The organism is Nonomuraea sp. NPDC049378, assembly GCF_055586745.1.
In genome coordinates this window covers 56657-78200 of record NZ_JBVJHP010000023.1, presented here as the reverse complement: position 1 = coordinate 78200, position 21544 = coordinate 56657, and the positions used below count along the sequence as shown (strand labels likewise).

At 70.5% G+C, this 21544-nt stretch carries 19 protein-coding genes; 10 read left to right on the top strand and 9 right to left on the bottom strand.

Annotated elements, in window-relative coordinates; genetic code table 11:
* Positions 1 to 72 precede the first annotated feature (72 nt).
* Positions 73 to 1053 carry an LLM class flavin-dependent oxidoreductase gene (locus ACZ6SA_RS39420; protein ID WP_465834023.1) on the top strand — a complete coding sequence of 327 codons (981 nt, stop codon included), beginning with the start codon at positions 73 to 75 and terminating at the stop codon, positions 1051 to 1053.
* A gap of 30 nt (positions 1054 to 1083) precedes the next feature.
* Here ACZ6SA_RS39420 and ACZ6SA_RS39415 read toward each other — a convergent pair whose 3' ends face one another.
* Both ACZ6SA_RS39415 and ACZ6SA_RS39410 read right to left on the bottom strand, forming a co-directional pair.
* Positions 1084 to 1470: an SCO5389 family protein gene (locus tag ACZ6SA_RS39415; protein WP_132606396.1), complete on the bottom strand. Its 387-nt coding sequence runs from the start codon at positions 1468 to 1470 to the stop codon at positions 1084 to 1086.
* Positions 1471 to 1556: 86 nt separating this feature from the next.
* Positions 1557 to 2486, bottom strand: a complete 930-nt coding sequence (locus ACZ6SA_RS39410; RefSeq protein ID WP_465834021.1) for an ATP-binding protein — start codon at positions 2484 to 2486, stop codon at positions 1557 to 1559.
* 67 nt (positions 2487 to 2553) lie between these two features.
* Here ACZ6SA_RS39410 and ACZ6SA_RS39405 point away from each other — a divergent pair, with 67 nt between their 5' ends.
* Entirely contained in the window at positions 2554 to 3033 is a 480-nt protein-coding gene (locus ACZ6SA_RS39405) for a tetratricopeptide repeat protein (protein ID WP_347647590.1), read from the top strand.
* Here ACZ6SA_RS39405 and ACZ6SA_RS39400 read toward each other — a convergent pair.
* Positions 3030 to 4409: an LCP family protein gene (locus tag ACZ6SA_RS39400; protein ID WP_465834018.1), complete on the bottom strand. Its 1380-nt coding sequence runs from the start codon at positions 4407 to 4409 to the stop codon at positions 3030 to 3032. The genes ACZ6SA_RS39405 and ACZ6SA_RS39400 overlap by 4 nt on opposite strands.
* Positions 4410 to 4535: 126 nt before the next feature.
* On the opposite strand from ACZ6SA_RS39400, the gene ACZ6SA_RS39395 reads away from it, so the two are divergent.
* The 5 genes from ACZ6SA_RS39395 to ACZ6SA_RS39375 all read left to right on the top strand — a co-directional run bounded on the left by ACZ6SA_RS39395 (position 4536) and on the right by ACZ6SA_RS39375 (position 8586).
* Positions 4536 to 5246 carry a class I SAM-dependent methyltransferase gene (locus ACZ6SA_RS39395; protein WP_465834016.1) on the top strand — a complete coding sequence of 237 codons (711 nt, stop codon included), beginning with the start codon at positions 4536 to 4538 and terminating at the stop codon, positions 5244 to 5246.
* A 42-nt stretch (positions 5247 to 5288) separates the two neighbouring features.
* Positions 5289 to 6728: an MFS transporter gene (locus ACZ6SA_RS39390; protein ID WP_465834014.1), complete on the top strand. Its 1440-nt coding sequence runs from the start codon at positions 5289 to 5291 to the stop codon at positions 6726 to 6728.
* A gap of 113 nt (positions 6729 to 6841) precedes the next feature.
* Positions 6842 to 7201 carry a hypothetical protein gene (locus tag ACZ6SA_RS39385; protein ID WP_465834012.1) on the top strand — a complete coding sequence of 120 codons (360 nt, stop codon included), beginning with the start codon at positions 6842 to 6844 and terminating at the stop codon, positions 7199 to 7201.
* A gap of 118 nt (positions 7202 to 7319) precedes the next feature.
* Positions 7320 to 8270: a serine hydrolase domain-containing protein gene (locus tag ACZ6SA_RS39380; RefSeq protein WP_347647596.1), complete on the top strand. Its 951-nt coding sequence runs from the start codon at positions 7320 to 7322 to the stop codon at positions 8268 to 8270.
* A gap of 130 nt (positions 8271 to 8400) precedes the next feature.
* Positions 8401 to 8586: a helix-turn-helix domain-containing protein gene (locus ACZ6SA_RS39375; RefSeq protein WP_465834093.1), complete on the top strand. Its 186-nt coding sequence runs from the start codon at positions 8401 to 8403 to the stop codon at positions 8584 to 8586.
* Here ACZ6SA_RS39375 and ACZ6SA_RS39370 read toward each other — a convergent pair.
* Positions 8576 to 9457: a LysR family transcriptional regulator gene (locus ACZ6SA_RS39370; protein ID WP_347647597.1), complete on the bottom strand. Its 882-nt coding sequence runs from the start codon at positions 9455 to 9457 to the stop codon at positions 8576 to 8578. The genes ACZ6SA_RS39375 and ACZ6SA_RS39370 overlap by 11 nt on opposite strands.
* A 71-nt stretch (positions 9458 to 9528) precedes the next feature.
* On the opposite strand from ACZ6SA_RS39370, the gene ACZ6SA_RS39365 reads away from it, so the two are divergent.
* Positions 9529 to 10404, top strand: a complete 876-nt coding sequence (locus ACZ6SA_RS39365) for a 4-hydroxy-tetrahydrodipicolinate synthase family protein (protein ID WP_347647598.1) — start codon at positions 9529 to 9531, stop codon at positions 10402 to 10404.
* Here ACZ6SA_RS39365 and ACZ6SA_RS39360 read toward each other — a convergent pair.
* Positions 10366 to 11511: an FAD-dependent oxidoreductase gene (locus ACZ6SA_RS39360; protein ID WP_465834009.1), complete on the bottom strand. Its 1146-nt coding sequence runs from the start codon at positions 11509 to 11511 to the stop codon at positions 10366 to 10368. The genes ACZ6SA_RS39365 and ACZ6SA_RS39360 overlap by 39 nt on opposite strands.
* 51 nt (positions 11512 to 11562) lie before the next feature.
* On the opposite strand from ACZ6SA_RS39360, the gene ACZ6SA_RS39355 reads away from it, so the two are divergent.
* A complete protein-coding gene (locus tag ACZ6SA_RS39355) occupies positions 11563 to 12033 on the top strand; it encodes a MarR family winged helix-turn-helix transcriptional regulator (RefSeq protein WP_347647600.1) in 471 nt (156 codons plus the stop codon).
* A 37-nt stretch (positions 12034 to 12070) separates the two neighbouring features.
* Here ACZ6SA_RS39355 and ACZ6SA_RS39350 read toward each other — a convergent pair whose 3' ends face one another.
* From ACZ6SA_RS39350 to ACZ6SA_RS39340, 3 genes are read right to left on the bottom strand one after another with little or no spacing between them, the layout of a single operon-like run.
* Positions 12071 to 16906: a DNA repair ATPase gene (locus ACZ6SA_RS39350; protein ID WP_465834007.1), complete on the bottom strand. Its 4836-nt coding sequence runs from the start codon at positions 16904 to 16906 to the stop codon at positions 12071 to 12073.
* 6 nt (positions 16907 to 16912) lie between these two features.
* Positions 16913 to 19009 (bottom strand): flotillin family protein, encoded by a 2097-nt coding sequence (locus ACZ6SA_RS39345; protein WP_465834005.1) that lies wholly within the window; start codon positions 19007 to 19009, stop codon positions 16913 to 16915.
* Positions 19009 to 19560 (bottom strand): hypothetical protein, encoded by a 552-nt coding sequence (locus tag ACZ6SA_RS39340; RefSeq protein ID WP_465834003.1) that lies wholly within the window; start codon positions 19558 to 19560, stop codon positions 19009 to 19011. Before ACZ6SA_RS39340 ends, ACZ6SA_RS39345 begins: the two co-directional genes overlap by 1 nt.
* 132 nt (positions 19561 to 19692) lie before the next feature.
* Here ACZ6SA_RS39340 and ACZ6SA_RS39335 point away from each other — a divergent pair, with 132 nt between their 5' ends.
* Positions 19693 to 20616, top strand: coding sequence for an NADP-dependent oxidoreductase (locus tag ACZ6SA_RS39335; protein WP_465834001.1), 924 nt, complete (start codon positions 19693 to 19695; stop codon positions 20614 to 20616).
* 1 nt (position 20617) lies between these two features.
* Here ACZ6SA_RS39335 and ACZ6SA_RS39330 read toward each other — a convergent pair whose 3' ends face one another.
* Positions 20618 to 21541: an aminoglycoside phosphotransferase family protein gene (locus ACZ6SA_RS39330; protein WP_465833999.1), complete on the bottom strand. Its 924-nt coding sequence runs from the start codon at positions 21539 to 21541 to the stop codon at positions 20618 to 20620.
* Positions 21542 to 21544 lie beyond the last annotated feature (3 nt).

The following is a 21544-nucleotide window of genomic DNA, read 5'->3' as shown; positions in this document are numbered from 1 at the left end:
GCGCAGCGGGCTCGCTGGGAGTGAGGCCTTCCGGGTGGCGGCTCCCTCCGGATGACCGCCATGATGGATCAGGTGCGAATCGGCATTTTTCTGATCGCGGCGCAGTTTCCCGGCCAGGAAGCCGGGCGCGTGCTGTCCGACGCCGTCGAGCTGGTCGTGGCGGCGGAGGAGGCGGGGTTCGACGACGCGTGGATCGCCGAGCACCATTTCATGTCCTACGGCGTGTGCCCGTCGGCGACCACCCTGGCGGCGGTCGCCGCCGGCAGGACCACGCGCATCGGGCTGGGCACGGCCGTGAGCGTGTTGTCCACGCAGCATCCCGTGGCGCTGGCCGAGCAGGCGGCGATGTTGCACCACCTTTCCCGCGGGCGGTTCACGCTTGGCGTGGGCAGGGGCGGGCCGTGGGTGGACCTGGAGGTGTTCGGCACGGGGGCCGAACGGTTCGAGCGGGGCTTCGGGGAGTCGCTGGACGTGCTGCTCGACGCCCTTTCCTGCGGCCCGGTGGCGGCCGGCGGGGAGTTCTTCCGGTTCAGGGAGGTCGGGGTGGTGCCGGAGGCGGTGCTGCGGCCGGTCGTCGCGTGCACCTCGGAGCCGACGGTGGGGCTGGCGGCGGCGCGCGGCCTGCCCATGTTGCTCGGCATGCACATCGGGGACGCGGAGAAGGCGGCGCTGGTCGCGGACTACGCGGCGCGCGGGGGGACGGCGGCCGGGCACGTGGCGGCGGGGGTCGCGTACGTGGCGGACTCGACGGCCCAGGCGGTGCGGGAACTCGGGGAGTCGTTGCCGCGGTGGCTGGGGCCGGGGCTGGCGGGTTATGTGCCGGTGGACGGCCGGCCGCGCCCTTCACGAGACATCCCGGCATATGCGGATCTGCTGACGCGCATCCATCCGGTCGGGTCGGCCGGACACTGTGCGGAGACCCTGCTGCGCACCGCGGAGAGGACCGGAATCGAGCACTTCATCCTGATGGTGGAGGGTCTGGGGGAGCATCGCCGGACGCTGGAGAACATCAGGCGCTTCGGCGACGAGGTGCTGCCGCTGCTGCCCCGGTGACCCGGCGGGGTGCCGGGTCACCGGGAGGGATCAGCAGTCCACCAGCTCCGGCTTCTGGTTGAGGATCTGGGCGCGCGGAGTGACGAACTCGTGCAGGGCCTTCGTGGCCGTCGGGTCGAAGACGGCGACCCGGTGGCAGTTCTGGAAGGCCAGGCGGACCCCGAAGTGGCGCTCCAGCGCACCGCGCATCGCGTCGCTCGCCAGGCAGCGCAGGAGCTGGCCGCGGGCCTCCTCGGACGGCGGTGGCACCGTGTTGTCCGCGAACTCGGCCCCGGTCTGCTCGCGCCGGCTCGCCAGGTCGCTGATCAGCGACCACGCGTACGGCAGCGAGTCGCGGACGCACGCGACGAAGGCCGCGTCGTCCACGTCACCGGCCCTGGCCTGGTCGAGCAGATCGTTCGGAACGGTCAGCGACATGCTGTCTCCTCTCGAAAGGGATCAAATGTGACGCTAGGCGGGGATGGGGGGAGCCTCCAGATGCCTGGAGGGGGACAGTCGTGTGATCAGGGCCCGTAGACGAAGCCCGGATCTATCTGCTCGGCCAGGTCGGTGCCGGTGCGCTCGTTGCCCCACGCGCGGGCGTTGCGCAGGTGGAACTCCACGGTCTGCCGGCCGAAGCGCTCCCAGTCTTTCTCCTGCTCATCGAGGGTTTTGCGGAGCAGGGCGAGCGCGTCGGCGTTGGCCGGCTCGAGGTCGTCGAGCGTGAAGTGGCGGCCCTGCTCCATGGCGCGGACGGCTGATGAGTGCTCCATCCAGGTGAGCAGATCGTCACCCACGTGCTCGCGCAGGAACTCGACGTCGGACTCGCCGTGCACCTTGTTGCCGACCACGGCGAGCGCCACGTCGTACTGGGCGGCGTAGTCGCGATATTGCCGGTAGACGCTCACGCCCTGCCTGGTCGGCTCGGCCACGAGGAAGGTCAGGTCGAACCGGGTGAACAGGCCGGAGGCGAAGGAGTCGGCGCCGGCGGTCATGTCGACCACGACGTAGGAGCCGGCGTCGTCGACCAGGTGGTTGAGCAGCAGCTCGACCGCGCCGACCTTCGAGTGGTAGCAGGCCACGCCGAGATCGTCCTCGCTGAACGGGCCGGTCGCGAGCAGGCGCAGGCCGTCGGGCGTGGTGAGCCCGAGCGGGTCGGCGGCGAGGTCGTCGAAGCTCAGCAGCGTGGATCCGCGGCCGGGCGGGGTGGTCTTGACCATGGACTCGGCCGAGGGGATGCGCGGGTTGGCGCCGCGCAGGCGCTCCTTGATCTCGGTGAGGTGGGCGCCGAGCGGCTCGGGCTGCCGGTCGAGGCCGAGCACGAGGGCGAGGTGCTGGTTGATGTCGGCGTCGATGGCGACCACGGGGCCGCCCTGGCTCGCCACATGCCTCGCGAACAGCGCCGACATCGTCGTCTTGCCGCTGCCGCCCTTTCCGACGAACGCCACTCTCACGGCGCCTCCTCTTGGGGATGAAAATCGTTACCGTTTCTGTCGAGCCTCATCATGCCACACTCGCTCCATGCGGAACGACGATTTGGCACGCGCCGTACGCCTGCGTGAGGAAGGCCAGGGCGAGCAGGCCCGGCAGCTCCTCGTCGAGCTGGCCCGGCGGCACCCTGACGACGCCGAGGTGGCCTACCAGGCGGCATGGGCGCACGACGCGCTCGGGTTGGAGGCCGAGGCGGTCCCCTACTACGAACGCGCGCTGGCGGGCGAGGGGCTGAGCGACGCCGACCGGCTGGGGGCCTTCACGGGGTACGGCAGCACCCTGCGGGTGCTCGGCAGGCACGCCGAGGCGCTGGAGACGTTCGAGCGAGGGCTGAAGGAATTCCCCGGCGACGGGGCGTTGCGCACGTTCATGGCGATGGCGCTGCACAACGCCGGGCGCTCCGCCGAGGCGGTCACGACGCTGCTCCAGGTGGTCGCCGGGTCAGACCGGGCCGGCGGGTACGCCCGCGCCATCGCCTACTACGCCGACCACCTGGACGAGACGGTCTAACCGCAGGTGGCGTCGAGGTTGATCGGGCTGTCCGGCTTCGGCGTCGCGGGCGGCTTCTCGCGCGTCGGCACGGTCCTGGTGGACGGGCGCTCCCTCAGGGCGTCGGAGACTTTGTCGCGGATGAGGCGCCAGTCGGGGTACGCCGTGTCGATCAGCGGCGGCACGAAGCTGAGGCTGCGGATCCTGGCGTTCTTCACCTTCTGCGACAGGTCCACGACGGCCGGCAGGAGGTCCTGGGGCAGGTCGGTGGAGATGGTCCGCTTGGCGGCCGCGGCCAGCCGCTCGAAACTGTTGATCACGGTCATCGGCTCGGCCTGCTTGACGACCGCGTTGAGCAGGCACTTCTGCCGACCCATGCGGACATAGTCGTCGCTGTCGGTGCGCGAGCGGCCGTACCACAGGGCCTCCTCGCCGGACAGCCTGCGCGTGCCGGGCGGCAGCAGGCCCTCGCGGTTGCGGCCGTACACGATGGGCTCCTTGATGGTGACCCGTACGCCGCCCATGGCGTCGACGAGCTCCGCGAAGCCCTTCATGTCGACCAGGACGTGATACTGCACGGGAAGGCCGATGATGCCGCTGATCGTCTGCTTGAGCAGGGTGGGACCGCGCTCGCCCTTCGGCACGCCCGGCACCATGTCCGGGTGCTCCTCGGCGTACTGGAAGATCTCGTTGAGCAGGCCGGGCGTGTCGGGGCCCGCGCCGGTGAAGCCGAACGGGAAGCGGCTGCCGGCCGGGCCGTGGGGGAGCGGCACGCGCTGGAGGTTGCGCGGCAGGCCGAACAGCGTGGTGGCGCCGGTCGTGGTGTCCACGCTGGCCACGGTCATGCTGTCGGTGCGCACGCCGGGCCTGCCGGGCGCCGAGTCGCCGCCGATGAGCAGGAACTGCACGCGCGCCGCGCCGTTCCACGGATCATGGGCCATGATGGGCGTGCTGTCGGCGCTGGACGGGAACAACGTGTTCACGACGTCCCGCGACAGGTAGGCGATCCTGGCGGCGTAGGCGGTGGGAGCCAGGATGAAAGCACAGAGGGCGACGGTCAGCGTCGTGGTCAGGAAGCGGCCGATCCGGTCCGTGCGCGGGGGGCGTACGAGGACGAACGACCAGACGATCACGCCGGTCCAGGCCAGGGCGATCGCCACCAGCGCTACGGTGAGCACGGTCAGCCAGCGGGGCTGGACGGCCAGAGACAGGAGGTTGGCGCTGTACGCGGTGAAGACGGTGAGCACGCCGGCCAGCATCAGCACGTACGCCGCCATGAGTGCCAGACCGGACCGGCGGCGCTCGACCGCCAGGTGTGCCACTCCCCACAACATCGCCGCGCCCATGGTCAGGGCGATGCTCGCTCCCAGGCCGAATCCTCGTTCTCTCTCCGTCATGCCTGGTCAAACCCCCAATGTGTGCCCATCCAGGTCACCCTAGTAATGAGCAATGCGCTGTGATGGTGCGTCAGGGCGGGGTCCGGTCAATTCCCGGTCAAGACCAGCTTGAGATATAACGTGAATGTGGGCAAGCGACACGGTAGATACGGGTTCGACGCACCCTGGGCGCTGGCGGGTCTGCTCCTCGGAGTGATCATCCTGTCGGCGCTCACGGTGTTGTCGTTCGTGTACGACGTCCCCGAGGCGGGGGTCGCCTTCCTGCTCGGCGGCACCTACACGCTGGCCAGCGCGGGCAGCCACCTCTACACGACGCGGCGCGGCAAGCCGGCCGTCTGGGCGGCGGAGCTGGACCGCCTGGAGGGCGGCGAGCGCCTGCTGGATCTGGGCTGCGGGCGCGGCGCCGTCCTCACGCTGGCCGCACGGCGGCTGGACGAGGGCCACGCGACCGGCCTCGACCAGCGCTCCAAGGAAGCGCCGCGGGCCAGGGCGAACGCCGAGCGGGAGGGCGTCGCCGACCGGGTGTCGCTGGTGGTGGGCGACCTGCGTGACCTGCCGTTCGAGGACGGCGCGTTCGACGTGGTCGTCACCGACCAGGCCATCCACACCATCGCGCGCCCCGGCGGGCGCGAACAGGCCGTGCGCGAGGCGCTGCGGGTGTTGCGGCCCGGCGGGCTGATGTTGATCGCCGACCCGCACCACACCCGCGCGTACGAGGACACGCTGCGCTCGCTCGGCGTCGTCGACGTACGGCGGCGCGACGCCGGCTGGCGGTTCTGGTACGGCGGGCCGTGGTCCCGCACGGAGATCCTCGAGGCCAGAAGCCCCGCCGCATAGGGAAACGTTTGCCGTTCGCTCGCCGGGTATCGAGATGACCTTATGAGCGACGTGGAAACCGGCACCATCACCACGAAGGTGCCCGCGCGGCTGGACCGGCTGCCGTGGTCACGCTGGCACTGGATGATCGTCATCGGCCTGGGCACCGTGTGGATCCTCGACGGGCTCGAGGTCACCATCGTCGGCAACCTCTCCGCGCAGCTCGCCAAGCCGGGCAGCGGCCTGGACATCACCCAGGCGCAGGTGGCGGGCACGGCCGCGGCGCTCTACGTGGCGGGGGCCTGCTCGGGGGCGCTGTTCTTCGGCTGGCTGACCGACAGGTTCGGCAGGAAGAAGTTGTTCATCATCACGCTGCTGGTCTACCTGGCGGCGACGCTGCTGACCGCGTTCTCGTTCAGCGTGTGGTGGTTCTTCCTGTTCAGGTTCGTGACGGGCTTCGGCATCGGAGGCGAGTACGCCGCCATCAACTCGGCCATCGACGAGCTCATCCCGAGCCGGCACCGCGGCCGCATCGACATCATCATCAACGGCAGCTACTGGCTCGGCGCGGCCGGCGGGGCGCTGCTGACCGTGCCGCTGCTGAACGACCTCCCGGTGAACATCGGCTGGCGCGTCGCGTTCGGTCTCGGCGTGGTGCTGGGCCTGGCGATCCTGCTCGTCCGCCGGCACGTGCCGGAGAGCCCGCGCTGGCTGTTCATCCACGGCAGGGGCGACGAGGCGGAGAGGATCGTCGAGGACGTCGAGCACCAGGTCGGCGAGGAACTGCCGGAGCCGTCGCGGTCGATGACCATCCACCAGCGCAAGTCCATCGGGTTCGTCCGCATCGCGCACACCATGGTCGCGCTCTATCCCAGGCGGACCGTCCTCGGCCTGTCGCTCTTCGTCGGGCAGGCGTTCCTCTACAACGCCATCACCTTCGGGTACGCCCAGATCCTGTCCACCTTCTTCGGCATCACCACGAGCACCGGCTACTACTTCGCCGTGATCGCGGTCGGCAACTTCCTCGGCCCGTTGCTGCTCGGCCACCTCTTCGACACCGTGGGCCGAATTCCGATGATCTCGGCGACGTACATCGGGTCGGGGCTGCTGCTGCTCGGCACCGCCTGGCTGTTCGCCCAGGGGGCTCTCACCGCGGTGACGCTGACCGCCTGCTGGTCGGTGGTGCTCTTCGTGGCCTCGGCGGGGGCGAGTTCGGCGTACCTGACCGTCAGCGAGATCTTCCCGATGGAGACCAGGGCGATGGCGATCGCGTTCTTCTTCGCGGTCGGCACCGCCTGCGGCGGCATCGCCGGGCCACTGGTCTTCGCGAACCTGGTCGAGAGCGGCGTGCCGGGGGACACGGCGCTCGCGTTCGCCATCGGGGCCCTGGTGATGATCGCCGGAGGGTTGGTGGAGCTGTTCCTGGGAGTCAAGGCCGAGCGAAAGGGGCTGGAGGACATCGCGGCGCCGCTCTCCGCGGCCGAGGTGACCAAGGCCGCCTGATTTCCGCCCGCCGCCGATCCGTTTAGGCCGCGTAAAGCCGAATGAAATCGCTGTTCTGTAGAACGGTGGCCATGGTCGAAAACATCAAGAAAACCGTCAGCACACTCGGCGCCGTGGCCCTTCTGACCCTGGCAGCGGCAGCCGCCCCCGCCCAGGCGGCCTCGGCCGCCGACATCCCCGTCGACAGGTGCAAGAGAGGAAATTTCTGCATTTACGATCCCCCCAGGTACCCCCTCTGGCAGTACAGCGGGAACATCAGCTACACCCACACCTTCGACGGAGGGTCGTCGTGGATCAGGAACAACGGGTATAGAGTCGCCGGCGCCGACCACATCCGCTTCACCTACCACTATTTCGGCGAGGCGAAGAAGACCGGATGCCTGCATCCGCCGGGCGACGGCACGACGATCAAGAAATTCACCAAGAAGAAGAGCGTCAACATCAACTCGGTCACGTGGGTCGGCGCCTGCTGAGACCCCGCCGTGTCCGACCCGCAGTGGGGGGCGAAGCCCGGAGCCGTGATCGTCCTTCTTGTGCCTGACACCGTGTGAGGCGGTATGCCAGTATGTGCCGACTTCAGGGAGACATACCATGGCGATGGCTGAGCGGGTCGACGAGGTCCTCCGCGCGGGCAAGGCGCCCAACTTCCACGGTCTCGTGGTGATGCGGGGCGGGGAGGTCGTCCTCGAACGTTACGGAGCCGGGCCGGATCACCGGCTCGGCGAGGACCTGGGGCACGTCGTGTTCGACCGGGACACGCTGCACGACGTGCGATCGGTGTCCAAGAGCGTCGTGGGGCTGCTGTACGGGATCGCGCTGGGTGAAGGGCTGGTGCCGGAGCCCGGCGAGCGGCTGGTGCGGCAGTTCGCCGAATATCCGGATCTGGTGGCCGATCCGGAGCGGGCGCACCTCACCATCGAGCACGCGCTCACCATGACCCTCGGCCTCGAATGGAACGAGGACGCCCCCTACACGTCCCCGGCCAACAGCGAGATCGCCATGGAGTTGGCGCCCGACCGGTATCGCTACGTGCTGGAGCGGCCCGTCGTCGAGGAGGCCGGAAGGCGGTGGCTGTACTGCGGGGGCGCGACGGCGCTACTCGGGGGCGTCATCGCGCGCGGCACGGGCAGGCCGCTGGAGGAGTACGCCGAGACCGCGCTGTTCCGGCCGCTCGGCATCGGCGACTTCCACTGGTCCAAGGGCGACGACGGGCTGGCCATGGCCGCGGCCGGGCTGCGGTTGCGCCCGCTCGACCTGGCCGCCGTCGGCCGGCTGGTGCTCGACGGCGGCCGCGACATCGTGCCCGGCGGGTGGATCACGGAAATGCTCACGCCCCGGGTCGTGATCGAGGGCGAGTTCCGCTACGGCTACCAGTGGTACATCGGCACCGGCGAGCGCCGCCAGTACGAGGGCATCGGCAACGGCGGCCAGCGACTGCTCGCGGTGCCGGAGGAGGACCTGGTCGTGGCGGTGACGGCCGGCGAGTACGACCGGGACATGGTCAGCGCCACGACCGTGCTCGACGCCGTGCTCGGCAGGTGAGGGGGCAGGGAACGGGCATGACCCGCCGGGCTCAGCGGGGCAGGATGTCCCGGTCGAAGATGTCGATCGGGAGGTAGAGCGTCACCGTCGGGTTCGGGATCGTGACGATGCAGCTGATGCGGATCTCGACCTGGGCTGCGACGTTCAGCGCACGGCAGCGTCACTGCACCTGCACCGGACCACGGTGTACTACCGGCTCGGCCGCATCGCCATGATCCTCGACACGGACCTACGCGACGGATTGGTGCGCTCGCACCTCCACCTGGCACTGAAGGCCCGCCGGATCGGCCGGGGCCGCTCATCGATCATGAACTGACCTGGTCGGCGAGGTGGGTGACGGCTGTGCGGAAGGCGGAGACGGCCGCTCTGACCGCCGGGTGCCCGCCGTACCCTCGCCTGAAGGCCGCCAGCGTGCGGCGGCTGAGCGGCAGACGGGTGAGGGACACGTCAGGCGGCGGATCGATCGCCGCCAGGCGGGGCACGAGCGCCACCCCCTGGCCGGCCGCCACGAAGGCGAGCACGGTGTCGAAGTCGTCGATGTGGTGGCGCACCATCGGCTCGAACCCGGCCGCCTGGCATGCCCTGATCGCCATCGTGTGGCAGAGGGTGCCCGGTTTGTTGGTGATCCACGCGTCGGCGCGGGCGGCGGCGATCGAGGGGCGGTCGGTGAGGTAGATCGGCTCGCTGAACAGCGGCTCGGTCTCGATGGACGCGTCCGTGACCGGCGGCACGAAGTCGTATTCGTGCACGAGCGCCACGTCCAGCTCGCCCGCCCGCAGCGCGGCCGAGACGTCGGCCGGGTCGATCTCCGAGACCCTCGGCTCGAGACCCGGGTGGGCGCCGGTCAGGGCGGCGAGCGCGGGCGGCAGGAGCACGCGGGCCGCCGTGGGGAACGCGCCGACGCGCAGCGGCCCCGAGGGCCCGGCGCGGGCGGCGGCGAGCGCGGCCGACGCGCGTTCGAGCTGTTCGAGCACGGCCTGCGCGTGCTCGACGAGGAGGTGGCCCGCGGGCGTCAGCGTCACCGTGCGGCCCGTGCGTTCGAGCAGCGGCACGCCCGCCTCCCGCTCCAGCGCGGAGAGCTGCTGGGAGACGGCCGAGGGCGTGAACGTCACGGCCTGCGCCACCGCGGCGATCGTGCCGCGCCTGGCGAGCTCGCGGAGCAGGAGGAGCTTGCGCGGGTCGAGCATAAGTTGAGCTTAACCTCTGGCCAAGAAATCAGTGCTGGACCTAACGGGTTCGCGCGCGTCACCCTCGAAGCATGCTGAGAGGAATCCACGTACCGCTGATCACCCCGTTCACCTCCTCGGGAGAGGTGGCCGCGGACGCGGTCGAGAAGCTCGCGGGCCACGTGCTCGACCAGGGCGCGGCCGGCCTGGTCGCGCTGGGCACCACCGGAGAGGTGGCCGCGCTCGATCCGGAGGAGCGGGCGCTGGTGATCGACGTCTGCGCGCGGGTCTGCGCCGAGCGGCAGGCGCTGCTGACGGTGGGGGTGACGGGGAACGACACCCGATCGACGGCCGTGGCGCTGCGGCGCCTCCCGGAGGGGGTGGGGGCGGCGCTGGTGACCGTGCCGTACTTCCTGCGGCCGGGAGAGCGCGGCGTGGTCGCGCACTTCGAGGCGCTGGCGGAGGAGACGCCGGTGCCGCTGGTGATCTACCACATCCCCTACAGGACCGGGCAGGCGGTCGGGGCCGCCACGCTGCGCCGCCTGGGCGCTCATCCGATGATCGCCGGCGTGAAGTACGCGGCGGGCCTCGACCAGGACGCCGTGGCGCTGCTCGGGGACCCGCCCGGCGGGTTCGAGGTGCTCGGCGGCGACGACGCGTTCATCTCGCCGCTGCTGGCGCTGGGCGCGGCCGGCGGGATCCTGGCCTCAGCGCATCTGGAGACCGCGAGCTTCGCCGAGCTGGCCGGCGCCTGGCACGCCGGGGACGTCACCCGGGCCAGGACGCTCGGGCACCGGCTGGCCAAGCTCTCGGCGACGCTCTTCGCCGAGCCCAACCCCACCGTGCTCAAGGGCGTGCTGCACGCCCAGGGCATGATCCCGACCCCGGACGTGCGGTTGCCGCTCGTGCCCGCGAGCGCCGGCGCGGTGTCACAGGCTCGGCTCGTAGCGGTACATCCAGGCGAGTGATTCCTGGCTCGCGCTCTTCTTCAGGAAGACCGGCAACATCAGGTCGCGGAAGACCCGGGCGACCGGGCCCGCGGCCTTGCTGTTGCTGATCGTCCTCGAGTAGGCCACGACCCGCTCCACCCGGGGCCGCCGCGCGGCCTCGAAACGCTCGAACGCCTTCCTGTGGTCGCCGCTCTCGCGCAGGCACCGGGCCAGCACGATCGCGTCCTCGACGGCCAGCGAGGCGCCCTGGCCGGAGCTCGGCGAGGTCGCGTGCGCGGCGTCGCCGGTGAGCAGGGCCCGGCCGCGGTGCCACACGGACACCGGCGGCAGGTCGTGGACGGGCAGCCCCGGCCCGACGTCGGCGTGCCGGATCAGGTCGGCCGAGGCGTTCGCGTCGTGCTCGAACGCTTCGGCCAGCACCGGCTTCCAGTCGTCCGGGATGTCGCCGAGCTGCCTGGGCAGGTTCGCGAACCACCAGGTCTCGCCCGACTCGGCCACCGTGTAGCCGAAGAACGCGCGCTTGCCGAAGACCATGTTGTAAGTCCCGGGCTCGCCGGTGAGCCCGGAGTCCTCGACGATGCCGCCGAAGCTGTACAGGCCGCTGTAGCGGGGCCGCACGGCGCGCGGGTCGAGGATGTCGCGGGTGCGCGAGTGCAGGCCGTCGCACGCGATCAGCAGGTCGCCGGTGGCCTCCGTGCCGTCCGCGAACCTGGCCGTCACCTGGTCTCCCCGGTCGTCGTACGAGACCAGGCGCCTGCCGTACGAGATCGGGACGCCGCGCCGGGCGGCCTCGTCGCGGACGGCCCGGTAGAGGTCGGACCGCAGGATGGTGTGGCTCACCGTGCCGTCGTCGAGCCGCAGGCCGTTGGCCACCTCGCCGAGCCGTTTGCCGGAGCCGCTCCACATGACCATCCGGGGAGTGGGGATGGCCGACGACATCACCCTCGTGTGGGCGCCGAGCGTGCGCAGGGCGGCCAGGCCGTTGGAGGCGATGTTCAGGAACGAGCCCACGGTGTCGGCGCCCCGTTCGTACGCCTCGAAGATCTCGGCGTCGATGCCCACCTCGCGCAGGGCCATCGCGGTGGTGGGGCCGCCGATGCCGCACCCTACGATCAACGCTTTCACGGTGATATCCTTTCGTTCGGTCGAACGAAATATAGGCAGGAAGAAGATCTCGTGTCCAGAGATATTTCGGAGCAACGAAATGATTTGCTGGAGGCGCTCAGCACGGCGGGGCGGGAGAGCAGCAACGCCGCCGTGATGTACCACAGCGCCATGGGCGCGCGGTTGGGCCTCGGCATGACCGAAGAGAAGACCCTCGACCTGCTGCAACGCCTCGGGCCCCTGACCGCGGGGGAGCTCGCGCAGCACACAGGGCTGGCGCCGGCGACGGTCAGCGGGCTGGTCGACCGGCTGGAGTCCAGGTGGCTGGTGCGGCGGGTACGCGACACCAAGGACCGGCGCCGGGTCATCGTCGAGATCAACCCGGAGCAGCTGGCCGGGTTCGCGGAGCTGTTCGAGCCGTTCGTCGCGGCGCTGTCGCACCTGTACGAGCGGTACACCGACGACGAGCTGGCGCTGATCCTCGACTACCTGAAACGGTCGACGGCCCTGCAGCGGGAGGCCACGGAAGCGCTCACCGGATGACCTGGCGCCGCACGGGCCCGCCCCGAGCGGGCGCCGGTCAGCGTTCGGACTCCCTGATGGCCGTGCCGACGTCGCCGACACGGTCGGCCAGCAGCCCGATCGCGCCGACGGCCCTGGTCATCGGGTCGTCCTCGGCTCCCCCGAGCGCCTTGGCCCTGAGGTAGGCCGCCTTGATCGCCGCCCACCGTTCGGCCTGGGCGGGTGTCAGGCGGCCACGGAGCTCGGCCAGCTTGAGCAGGTTGGCCTCGGCGTCCGAGGTCAGGGTCTGGGCCTCGCCCAGATAGTGGTCGTCGATCAGCGCTTCGAGCTCGTCGTCGTTCATCGCGGGCACGATGCGCTCGGCCAGCTTGTTCATGTTCCGGTACGACCCCTGCAGCCGGTACGGCGGCTCGGTGCGGGCGGCGTCGGACTGGGCGGCCGAGGCGATGTAGGCCTGGTTGTTGGCCAGGACCACCTCCTGCACCCGCACCAGCTTGGCCAGCACGCTGAGGATCTGGTCGAGCTCCGGCTTGGTGTACGGGTGGCCGAGCTGGTCGGGCCGTACCGTCGTGTCGCCCCTGGCCAGCCGCACCAGCAGTTCCACGTCCGCGCGGTCGCGGCCGGCGAGCGGCGCGAGCACGGGGTTGGAGGTGAGGGCGTTGTCGATGTAGCTGAGCGCGAACAGGTGATCCTTGCCGGACAGCACGTCGCCCAGGTTCCACACGTCGGCCCGGTTGGCCAGCATGTCGGGGATGCGGAACCGCTGGCCCGACTCGGTGTACGGGTTGCCCGCCATGCACACGGCGAACCGCTTGCCGCGCAGGTCGTACGTGCGGGTGCGGCCGTTCCACACGCCCTCGATGCGGCGCTGGGCGTCGCAGAGCGAGATGAACTTCTGCAGCAGTTCCGGCGAGGTGTGCTGGATGTCGTCGAGGTAGAGCAGCGTGTTGTTGCCCGTCTCCAGCGCGAACGAGATCTTCTCCACCTCCTGCCTGGCCGTGGCGTCGGGCGCGTCGGCCGGGTCGAGCGAGGTGACGCCGTGGCCCAGCGCCGGGCCGTTGACCTTGACGAACACCAGGCCGAGCCGGCTGGCGACGTATTCCATGAGGGTGGTCTTGCCGTAGCCGGGCGGCGAGATGAGCAGCAGCAGGCCCATCTGGTCGGTGCGCCTGCCCGCGCCGGTCGCGCCGAGCTGCTTGGCCAGGTTGTCGCCGATCAGCGGGAGGTACACCTCGTCCAGCAGGCGGTTGCGGACGAAGGCGCTCATGACCTTGGGGCGGTACTCGTCCAGGCGCAGCCGCCGCCGTTCCGCCTCGACCAGCTCGCTCCTGCGGCGCTGGAAGGCGCGGTAGGCGGGCACCCGCTCCTGCCGGAACCGGCGCGCCCTGGTGAGCAGCTCGTCGAGCCTGATGTCCAGCCTGCGCCCGGCGACGCGGGGGTGGGATCCCAGCAGCCCGTTCACGGTCTCGGTCGTGGCGGCGCTCGAGTCGTGGCGGGGCAGGTCGCACAGCTGTACGGCGATGGCCTCGGTGACCTCGGGGCCATCGCGGAAGGCGGACATCCACGCCTGCGCGAGCTGGAGGCGTTCGGGCAGGGCGACCGCCTGGAGGTCCTCGTCGAACTCGCGCGCCTTGGCCGGGCCCAGCTCGTGGCGGAACGCGTCGAGCAGGTCACGCGCGCCCTTGCTGGTCACGAACCCGGCCGGGCCGCCGCCCAGCTCCTCGACGAGATATTCGCCGGCCAGGCCCGCGTCCGGCGCGGCGTCCGTACCGAGACCGGACATGAACTCCGCGATCGCGGCGCCCAGCTCGGCGGCCAGCGCGCCCAGGGCGGAGGTGTCGCCGAAGACCGTGCGCGCCCGCACCAGCGACAGCGCCCGGGTCGTCGATGTTTTACGTGAAACCTCGTCCAGCCCGAACGCCCAGAACAGCTGGGCGGCCGCGCGGACGTCGGCCGGGTAGCGCAGCAGCCCGGCTCCGTCGCGCAGCCGTACGAGCGCGTCCAGGATGATCGTGGCGTCGTGGTCGTGCACGCCCCGCTCGTAGCCCTCGTCGTACCGCGACTCGGCCGCCTGCCTGACCAGGTCGGCCAGGGGCGCGCCGGCCGTGACCGAGTCGAGCAGCGAGGCGGCCAGGTGCTCGGACCGGTAGACGTCGGGAGTTTCCGAGACCAGCAACTGGTCCCAGAAGGGCCGGGTGTCGGCGAACGACTCGGGTACGGGCGCGCGGTAGTCGGTGCCGGTGATCGCGAAGTACATGGAGGTGCGGTCGTCGTCGCGCTCCACGTGCGGCACCAGCGTCAGGTCGATCGGCTGGGTGTTGACGGCGAACCGGTGGTGGCCGAGTCGCAGGGTCTCGCCGCCGTCCGAGAACAGGTCCAGCCGGTCCCGCAGGGAACGCGCGGCCTCCTGCTGGGCCGACTTGATCCGCCCGTCCAGCTCCTCCGCGCGTACGGCGTCCCCCAGCGCGCGCAGCTCGCCGGCGACCGAGCGGATCTTGGCCACCATCGGGTCGGTCGCGAAGTAGGTGTTCACCTCGTCGAGCGACGACAACGAGCCGAGGCGGCGGGTGACGCTGGCGAGGACCCGCTCGGCGGAGGCGAAGATGCGGTCGGCGCGCCGGGCCAGCTCGTCCAGCTGCGCCTGCTTGCGGGACGAGAACGCCTCATAGACGTCGTCCCGCTTGGCCGACAGCTGCGCGGCGAAGTCGTCGAACTCGCCGAAGCGCGACTCCAGGTTCTCCAGCTGGAGCATCAGCCGGCCGAGCTGCTCGTCGCACTTCTCCGGGTTGTCGGCGATCGCCAGCGCACCCGTGATGGCCTGCCCCAGCAGGGCGAACTCGGCGGCGAACGCGGCCCGCCCCTCGGCCCCCAGCAGCTCGCGGCGGCGGCCGTCCAGCACGGCCCTGGCGCGGTTGACACCGCCGAGGACCTCGGCGATGCGGCCCAGGATGGAGGTGCGCACGGTGGCGTCGGCGATCTCCAGGGAGCCGACGACCTCCGTCACCACCTCCAGCCCTTCCGACTGCTCGGCCAGCCGGTCGGCGACGGGCTCGGCCTCGGCGGCCGTGGTGATCGCGGCGGCTTCGGCGGCCAGCTGCTCGACGGCGGCGTGGTAGGCGGTGAACGCGTCCGCGCCCTCCAGGAACGCGACCGCCCGCCGGCCCACCGAGTCCAGTTCCTCCGCCACCGACGTGGCCAGCGCGTCGAGCGCGGCCAGGTCGACGTAGCGGACCTCGCGCAGCGTCACCAGGTGGCCCTGGGCCCTGCGCAGCGTGGCCAGCAGGCTCACCCAGGCGTCGGCGGTGACCGGGTCGTCGGCCTGGGCACGGCGGACCAGGCGGGTGGTCTCCTCCGTCGCGGTGGCGAGCGTCTGCTCGGCCTGCCTGGTGAGCTGCTCGACGTTCTCGTACTCGTCGAGGACCTGCTCGGCGGTGGCGCGTACGTCGGAGAGCGGGCCGCGCAGGCCGTGGTCGCCGAGCCAGTGGTAGGAGTCGAACGCCCGCGTGCACGCGGCGATGAGCCCCTCGAACGTCCCGGCGGACGGCGCCATCTCCTCGACCATGCGGGACACCGACAGGCAGTCGGAGATGCCGCGCACCAGCTCGGCGTTGCCGATGCGCTCCAGCGGCCCGGTGCCGGCGGGCTGGGCGGCGGCGTAGGTGTCGGAGACGTACGGGGTCTGCCAGACCTGCATGGGGTGGACCCGGGTCGGCTCCTCGGAGGTGGCGCGGAAGACCACCATCGTGCCGTCCTCGAACAACGAGTATCCGTGGCAGACGATGGGCGTGGCCACCTCCTTCCTGATCACGTTGTACGGCAGCAGCAGCGAGCGCCCGTCGCCCCTGGCGTGGAAGACGTACAGGACGTCCTCGCCGTTGGGGGAGCGGACCATCCGCTCGAACTCCAGGTCGGTCACGTCCGTGTCGAACGTCTTGCTGACCCCGGTCGCCAGGTAGTAGCCGCCGGGGAAGATCAGTCCCTGGTCCTCGGGCAGCCGCTGGCAGGCCTGCCCGATGCCGTCGAGCCGCACGACGGATCTGGTGCGCACGTTGAAGACGAGGTGCCGCCAGTCGGTCTCCTTGTACGGCTTGATCCGCATGAGGATGAGGGGCCCGACCCGGGAGTACTCGACGTCGGCGTCGGCGAGGCTCTGCAGGGGTTCGGTGACCGGCTCGGAGTAGATGCCGGCGCCGGTCTCCGTGTTGTCCTCGATCTTGATGGTGAGGTCGCCGCCGACGGTCTCGACGAACACCTCGCCGTCGATGGAGATGTGCGGGTGGCGGCCGAGCACGTGGTCGTCGCGGGTGGTGGGGGTCCACTCGAAGTCGTGGGACGGGGGGAAGACGTGGTCACGCTCACCCCTGTTATCCAGATATTTCGGGGCTCCGCCGGTGCTGACTGCCCAGCGGAGCACCCGCAGATCCGCGGGACCCGTCTGGAACACCGCCAGCAGCTTGCCCTCCACCCGCCGCAGCTGCTGCAGCCGCGTCTCCTTGTAGTACCGGTAGAGCTCGGCGAAGTCCTTCCTGAACGCCGGATCCTCCAGCGCCTCCAGCTTGTCGGCGTCGAACCGGAAGGCGTCGCCGTCCCTGGAGAACCGGTGCACCGCGAACACGTCGGCCACCGTCGTCTCCGGCTTGAGCCCGATGAAGACGTTGTAGCCGAACAACATCACGTCACCCAGGGAGACGATGTCCCTGGGGACGCAGTTGTTCTCCGTACGGATCCGCTCGGTGCCCAGCAGGCGCAGCTCCGCGCCGCCGAACACGCGCAGCCGCTCCTGGTTGACCGCCTCGGCCTTCGCCGCGAGGGCCTCGGCCTGGGCCTGGAGCCGGTTCCTGAGGACTTCGTAGGTCCCCGCCTCCAGCTCAGGCCCGGCTTCGAGCGCAGTCACAGACGGTCAGCCCCTCGCCCCGGCGAGCGCGGCCACCGGCGAGTCGGCCACCCCCAGCCGGCGGGCCGTCTCCAGCAACTCGCCGAGCGCCGACGACTGCGGGCCGCCGTTGTTGATGAGCTGCATGAGCAGGGCGGACACGGTCAGGTTCTTCAGATCCTCGGTACGCACGCCCCTCACCACGTCGGCGAGGTCGGCCGCCAGGCTGGCCGTCCCGTTGACGTACGGCTCGGCCAGGGCGCCCGCGACCTGGGAGTGCCCGATGAACCCGTCGACCGCCTTGCCCGCGGTGATCGAGCCGACCACCTTGTCGAAGAACATCGTGTCGCCGCCGACGATGTCGATGTTGGCCTTGGCCAGCCCGGCGGCCAGGACGCTCGCCTGCGACTCGGCCACGTGCCGCGACACGTCGATGTGCTTGAGACGGATCTCCTTGTCGGCCTCCAGACGCAGGCGGTACTCCTCGTGCTCCCTGCTGGCCTCGTCGAGCGCGGCCATCGCGGCCGCCTTCTCGGTGAGACCCTCGGCCTCGGCCTTGAGCTTCTCGCCGACCGCGGCGGCGCCGGCCAGCGCCATCGCCTGCTCGCCCTCTGCCCGCGCCTTGAGCCGGTCGCCCTCGACCAGCGCCATGGCCCTGGCGCCGTCGGCCTCGGCGGCCAGCTTCTCCTTCAGCGCCAGCGCCTCGGCGCGGCCGATCTTCTCGATGGCGTCCGCGTCGCGCTCCTTGACCTGGACCTGCGCCAGGCCGTCGGCGGCGGACTCGGCCTGGATGCCCTCGGCCAGCCGGATCTTGGCCCGCGCGTCCAGATCGGCGGCCTGCTGCCTGGCCTCGGCCAGCACGAGCTCCTCTCGAGCCTTGAACTTGCTGGCGGCCTCCGCGGCCTCGGCGGCCTTGATGTCCTTGACCAGGTTCTCCTGCGCCTCGGCCTCGGCGGCGATGATCACCTGCTGGCGGGTGCGCTCGGCCTCCTCGACCACGCGCAGCCGCTTGATGCTCTCCTCCTGCTCGGCCACGGTCCTGTCGACCGCGATGCGCTCGCGGATGACCTCGGCGATCGAGCGCTTCTCGGTCTCGACCTCCTTGTCCTTCGCGATGCGGGACAGCTCGGTCTCACGCTCCTTGGCGATGACCTCGAGCAGGCGGTCCTTGTCGATCCGCTCGGTCTCGATGGCGATCACGCGCTCGCGGTTCTTCTCGGCGACCGCGATCTCGCGGTGCTGGTTCTCCCGCTGCACGCCGATCTGCTCGTCGGTCTTGATGCCGGCGGTCTGGGCGCGCAGCCGCTCCTCGGCCTGCACGCGGGCGATCTCCGCCTCCTCGCGGGCCTTGACGGTCTCGATCTCGCGGCGCTGCTTGAGCTCGGCGTCGGCCTGGCGGCGCTCCAGTTCGAGGATGGCCTCGCGGGCGTCCACGTTCTGGCGGGTGATCTCCTTCTCCTCGTTGCGCCGGAACTCGTTCGTCCGCACGTGCTCGAGGGCCGTCAGCTCGGTGATCTTGCGGATGCCCTGCGCGTCGAGGATGTTGCTCTTGTCGAGCTGGGCCAGGGAGGTCTGCTCCAGGTAGTCGATGGCGGCGTCTTCGAGGCTGTAGCCGTTGAGGTCCGTGCCGATGAGCCGGATGATCTCGTCGCGGAACTCGTCGCGCTTGGTGTAGAGGTCGACGAAGTCCAGGTGCTTGCCGGCCGTCTTCAGCGCTTCTGAGAACTTCGCGTTGAACAGCTCCTGCAGCGTCTGCTCGTCGCTGGCCCTGGCCGTGCCGATGGCCTGGGCGACCTTGATGACGTCTTCCGTGGTCTTGTTCACGCGTACGAAGAACGTGATCTTGATGTCGGCCCTGATGTTGTCGCGGCAGATCAGGCCCTCGCGACCGGTGCGGTGGATCTCGATCGTCTTCACCGAGATGTCCATGACCTCGGCCTTGTGGACGACGGGCAGGACGATCTTGCCGGTGAACGTCACGTCGACCTTGTTGATCTTGGAAACGATCAGTGCCTTGCCCTGTTCGACCTTACGGAAAAGGCGGCCGATGAGGACGAGCAGCCCGATGGCAATGATCGCGATAACCGCTATGAGTATGCCGAGTCCGGTAGAGATGACGTCCATCAATGCTCACTTTCATACGGCATGACCAAGAAGAATTCGCCGTCTTTGTCGTAGTCGAAGATGAGTGCGGTGGCGCCGCGGTCGAGGCGGTCCAGCCCGGTCGTGCGCACCTGCACGATCGCGGACGCGCCGTCCGCGGCGCTGACCTCGGCCTGGCCGAAGTCGGGCGTGGCCTCGCCGGTGCGGATCACGCACATCTGGCCGATGAAGTCCTTCCGCGAGGACCTGTCCCCTTCGCGGAAGAGCGGCCGCAGCGGAAGCAGCAGGCCACGGGCGGCGAACCAGCCGCCGGCCACGGCGACGACCGGCACGGCGAACAGCAGGTCGCCCCCCACCGTCTGGCTGCCGATCAAGCACAGCGTCCATGCCACCGCGATCAGCACCGAGAGCGTGATCCCTGCGGGAACTCCCCCGAGCCCCAGCCAGGCCGCGTCGTCGTCCACGTGGAACAGGCCGGTGATGACAGCCAGCCAATACCCCACGACCACGATGAGAAGGATGCTGAAAATGACAGTTGGAAAGCTGAATGCGGCGTCTGTGAACTCGGTCATCCCACCTAGGTGCCCCGTCCCCGTGTGTGTCCCTGTCGCACTATATCTAGATAAAGACCGAGTAAATGGAAAAGTTCCCATAACAGTATGTGACTTGACCTCAACTTCGCTTGAGGTAGCAGGCTCTGTCCCATGAGCGAACTGATGAGGGCCGCGGCCTTCGCCGAGCCCGGCGGTCCTGACGTGCTGAAGGTGATGGAGCTGCCCGCACCGCAGGCGGGCCAGGGAGAGGTACGGGTGCGGGTGCGGGCGGCCGGCGTACAGCCGTTCGACGCGGCCGTACGAGCGGGGTGGCTTCCTCCGTACATGTCGGACGTCGGCTACCCCCGTATCCCCGGCAACGAGTTCGCCGGCGTGGTGGACCAGGTGGGACCCGGCGTGACGGGGGTGGCGCCGGGCAGCGAGGTGCTCGGGTTCTCGCGGCTGCACGCCTACGCCGAGTACATCGTCGTGCCCGCCGCGGACGTGGCTCCCAAACCTGCGAAAGTGCCCTGGGAGGTGGCCGGCGGGATGACCGCGGGCGTGCAGACTGCCGAGCTGGCCCTCGACGGCCTGCGTGTCACGGCGGGCGAGACGCTGCTCGTGCACGGCGCGGCCGGATCGGTGGGCACCGCGGCCGTGCAGATCGCCAGGAGGCGCGGGGCCACCGTGATCGGCACCGCCCGCGAGGTCAACCACGACCATCTACGCGAACTCGGCGCCATCCCCGTCGCCTACGGGGAGGGGCTGTCCGGTCGGGTGCGCGAGCTCGCGCCCGGCGGGATCGACGCCGCCCTGGACGGGGCAGGAGGCCACGCGCTGGAGGTGTCGATCGAGCTGGTCGAAGACCGCAGCCGCATCGTCACGCTGGTCGAGCACGGCAAGGCCGCCGAGCTGGGAGTCCAGGTCGTCCAGGGGGAGCGCACGGCCGAACGGCTCGGGCGCTACGCCGCGCTGTACGCCGCGGGCGAGTTCGCGTTCCCGGTGCGGCGGGCGTACCGGCTGGAGGAGGCCGCGGACGCCCACCGGGAGATCGAGACCGGCCACGGCCGCGGGAAGGTCGTGCTGACCCTGTGAGTCACCGCCGGTGCCGTACGGCCTCGGCCACCGCGAGCTGGATGCGCATCCACTCGCTCTCGGCATGGGTGCCGTCCTCGACCTCCCAGAGGAAGTTCTGCAGCACCCGGCCCAGGGTCCAGCCCGCCGCGCGCCGGGGGTCGAGCCCGAGCCGGTCGACCATCAGGTCGAAGCGCCTGAGCACCGTCCGCGTCACGTCACCCGACGCGACCACGTCGTCCCACCGGTTGTCCAGGGCGGGCATCAGGTCGAACCCGGGGTCGCCGGCCAGCGGCTTGGGATCGATGCTCAGCCACGGCTCCCGCCCGGCCGCCAGCACGTTGTCGTAGTGCAGGTCCCAGTGCAGCAGGCGGTCGCCGGGCTCGTGGACGAGCTCGGCGACCGCCGAGGCGCACCACGTCATCCAGTGGCGGTGGTGCTCGTCCGTCAGCCGCGTGAGCGCCTTGTCCACGTCGTCGAGCATGGCCTGCGCGATGTCGCCCAGCCGGCGCATCCCCGCGGGGGCGGGATGGGCCACCAGACGGGCCAGCAGGTCGGTGAGGATGCCCAGCGCCTCAATGTCGTCCGGCACCGCGGACAACGACCGGTCGGCCTCCAGCCGTTCGAGCAGCATGGTGCCGGTCGCCGGGTCGGATTCGAGCAGCAACACCGACGCGTCGCCCGCCCACGCGGCCAGCCCCATGGCTTCGGTGGCGTTCTCGTCGGTGACGGGCTGCAGCTTGAGGGCTGCCTTCGTGCCGTCGTCACGGACGACGGGCAGCACGAGCGACACCACGCCGTGCCTGGGCCCGCCGTCGAGCCGCAGCCGCCACTCCTCCAGGTAACGATCGGCGAGCGCGGGCAGCCCGGCCGACCAGGCACGCCCGGCCTCCCCGTCGTACTTCACATGAGAGGCGGTCAGCGCCTCCGGCACCGTGATCCGCATCGG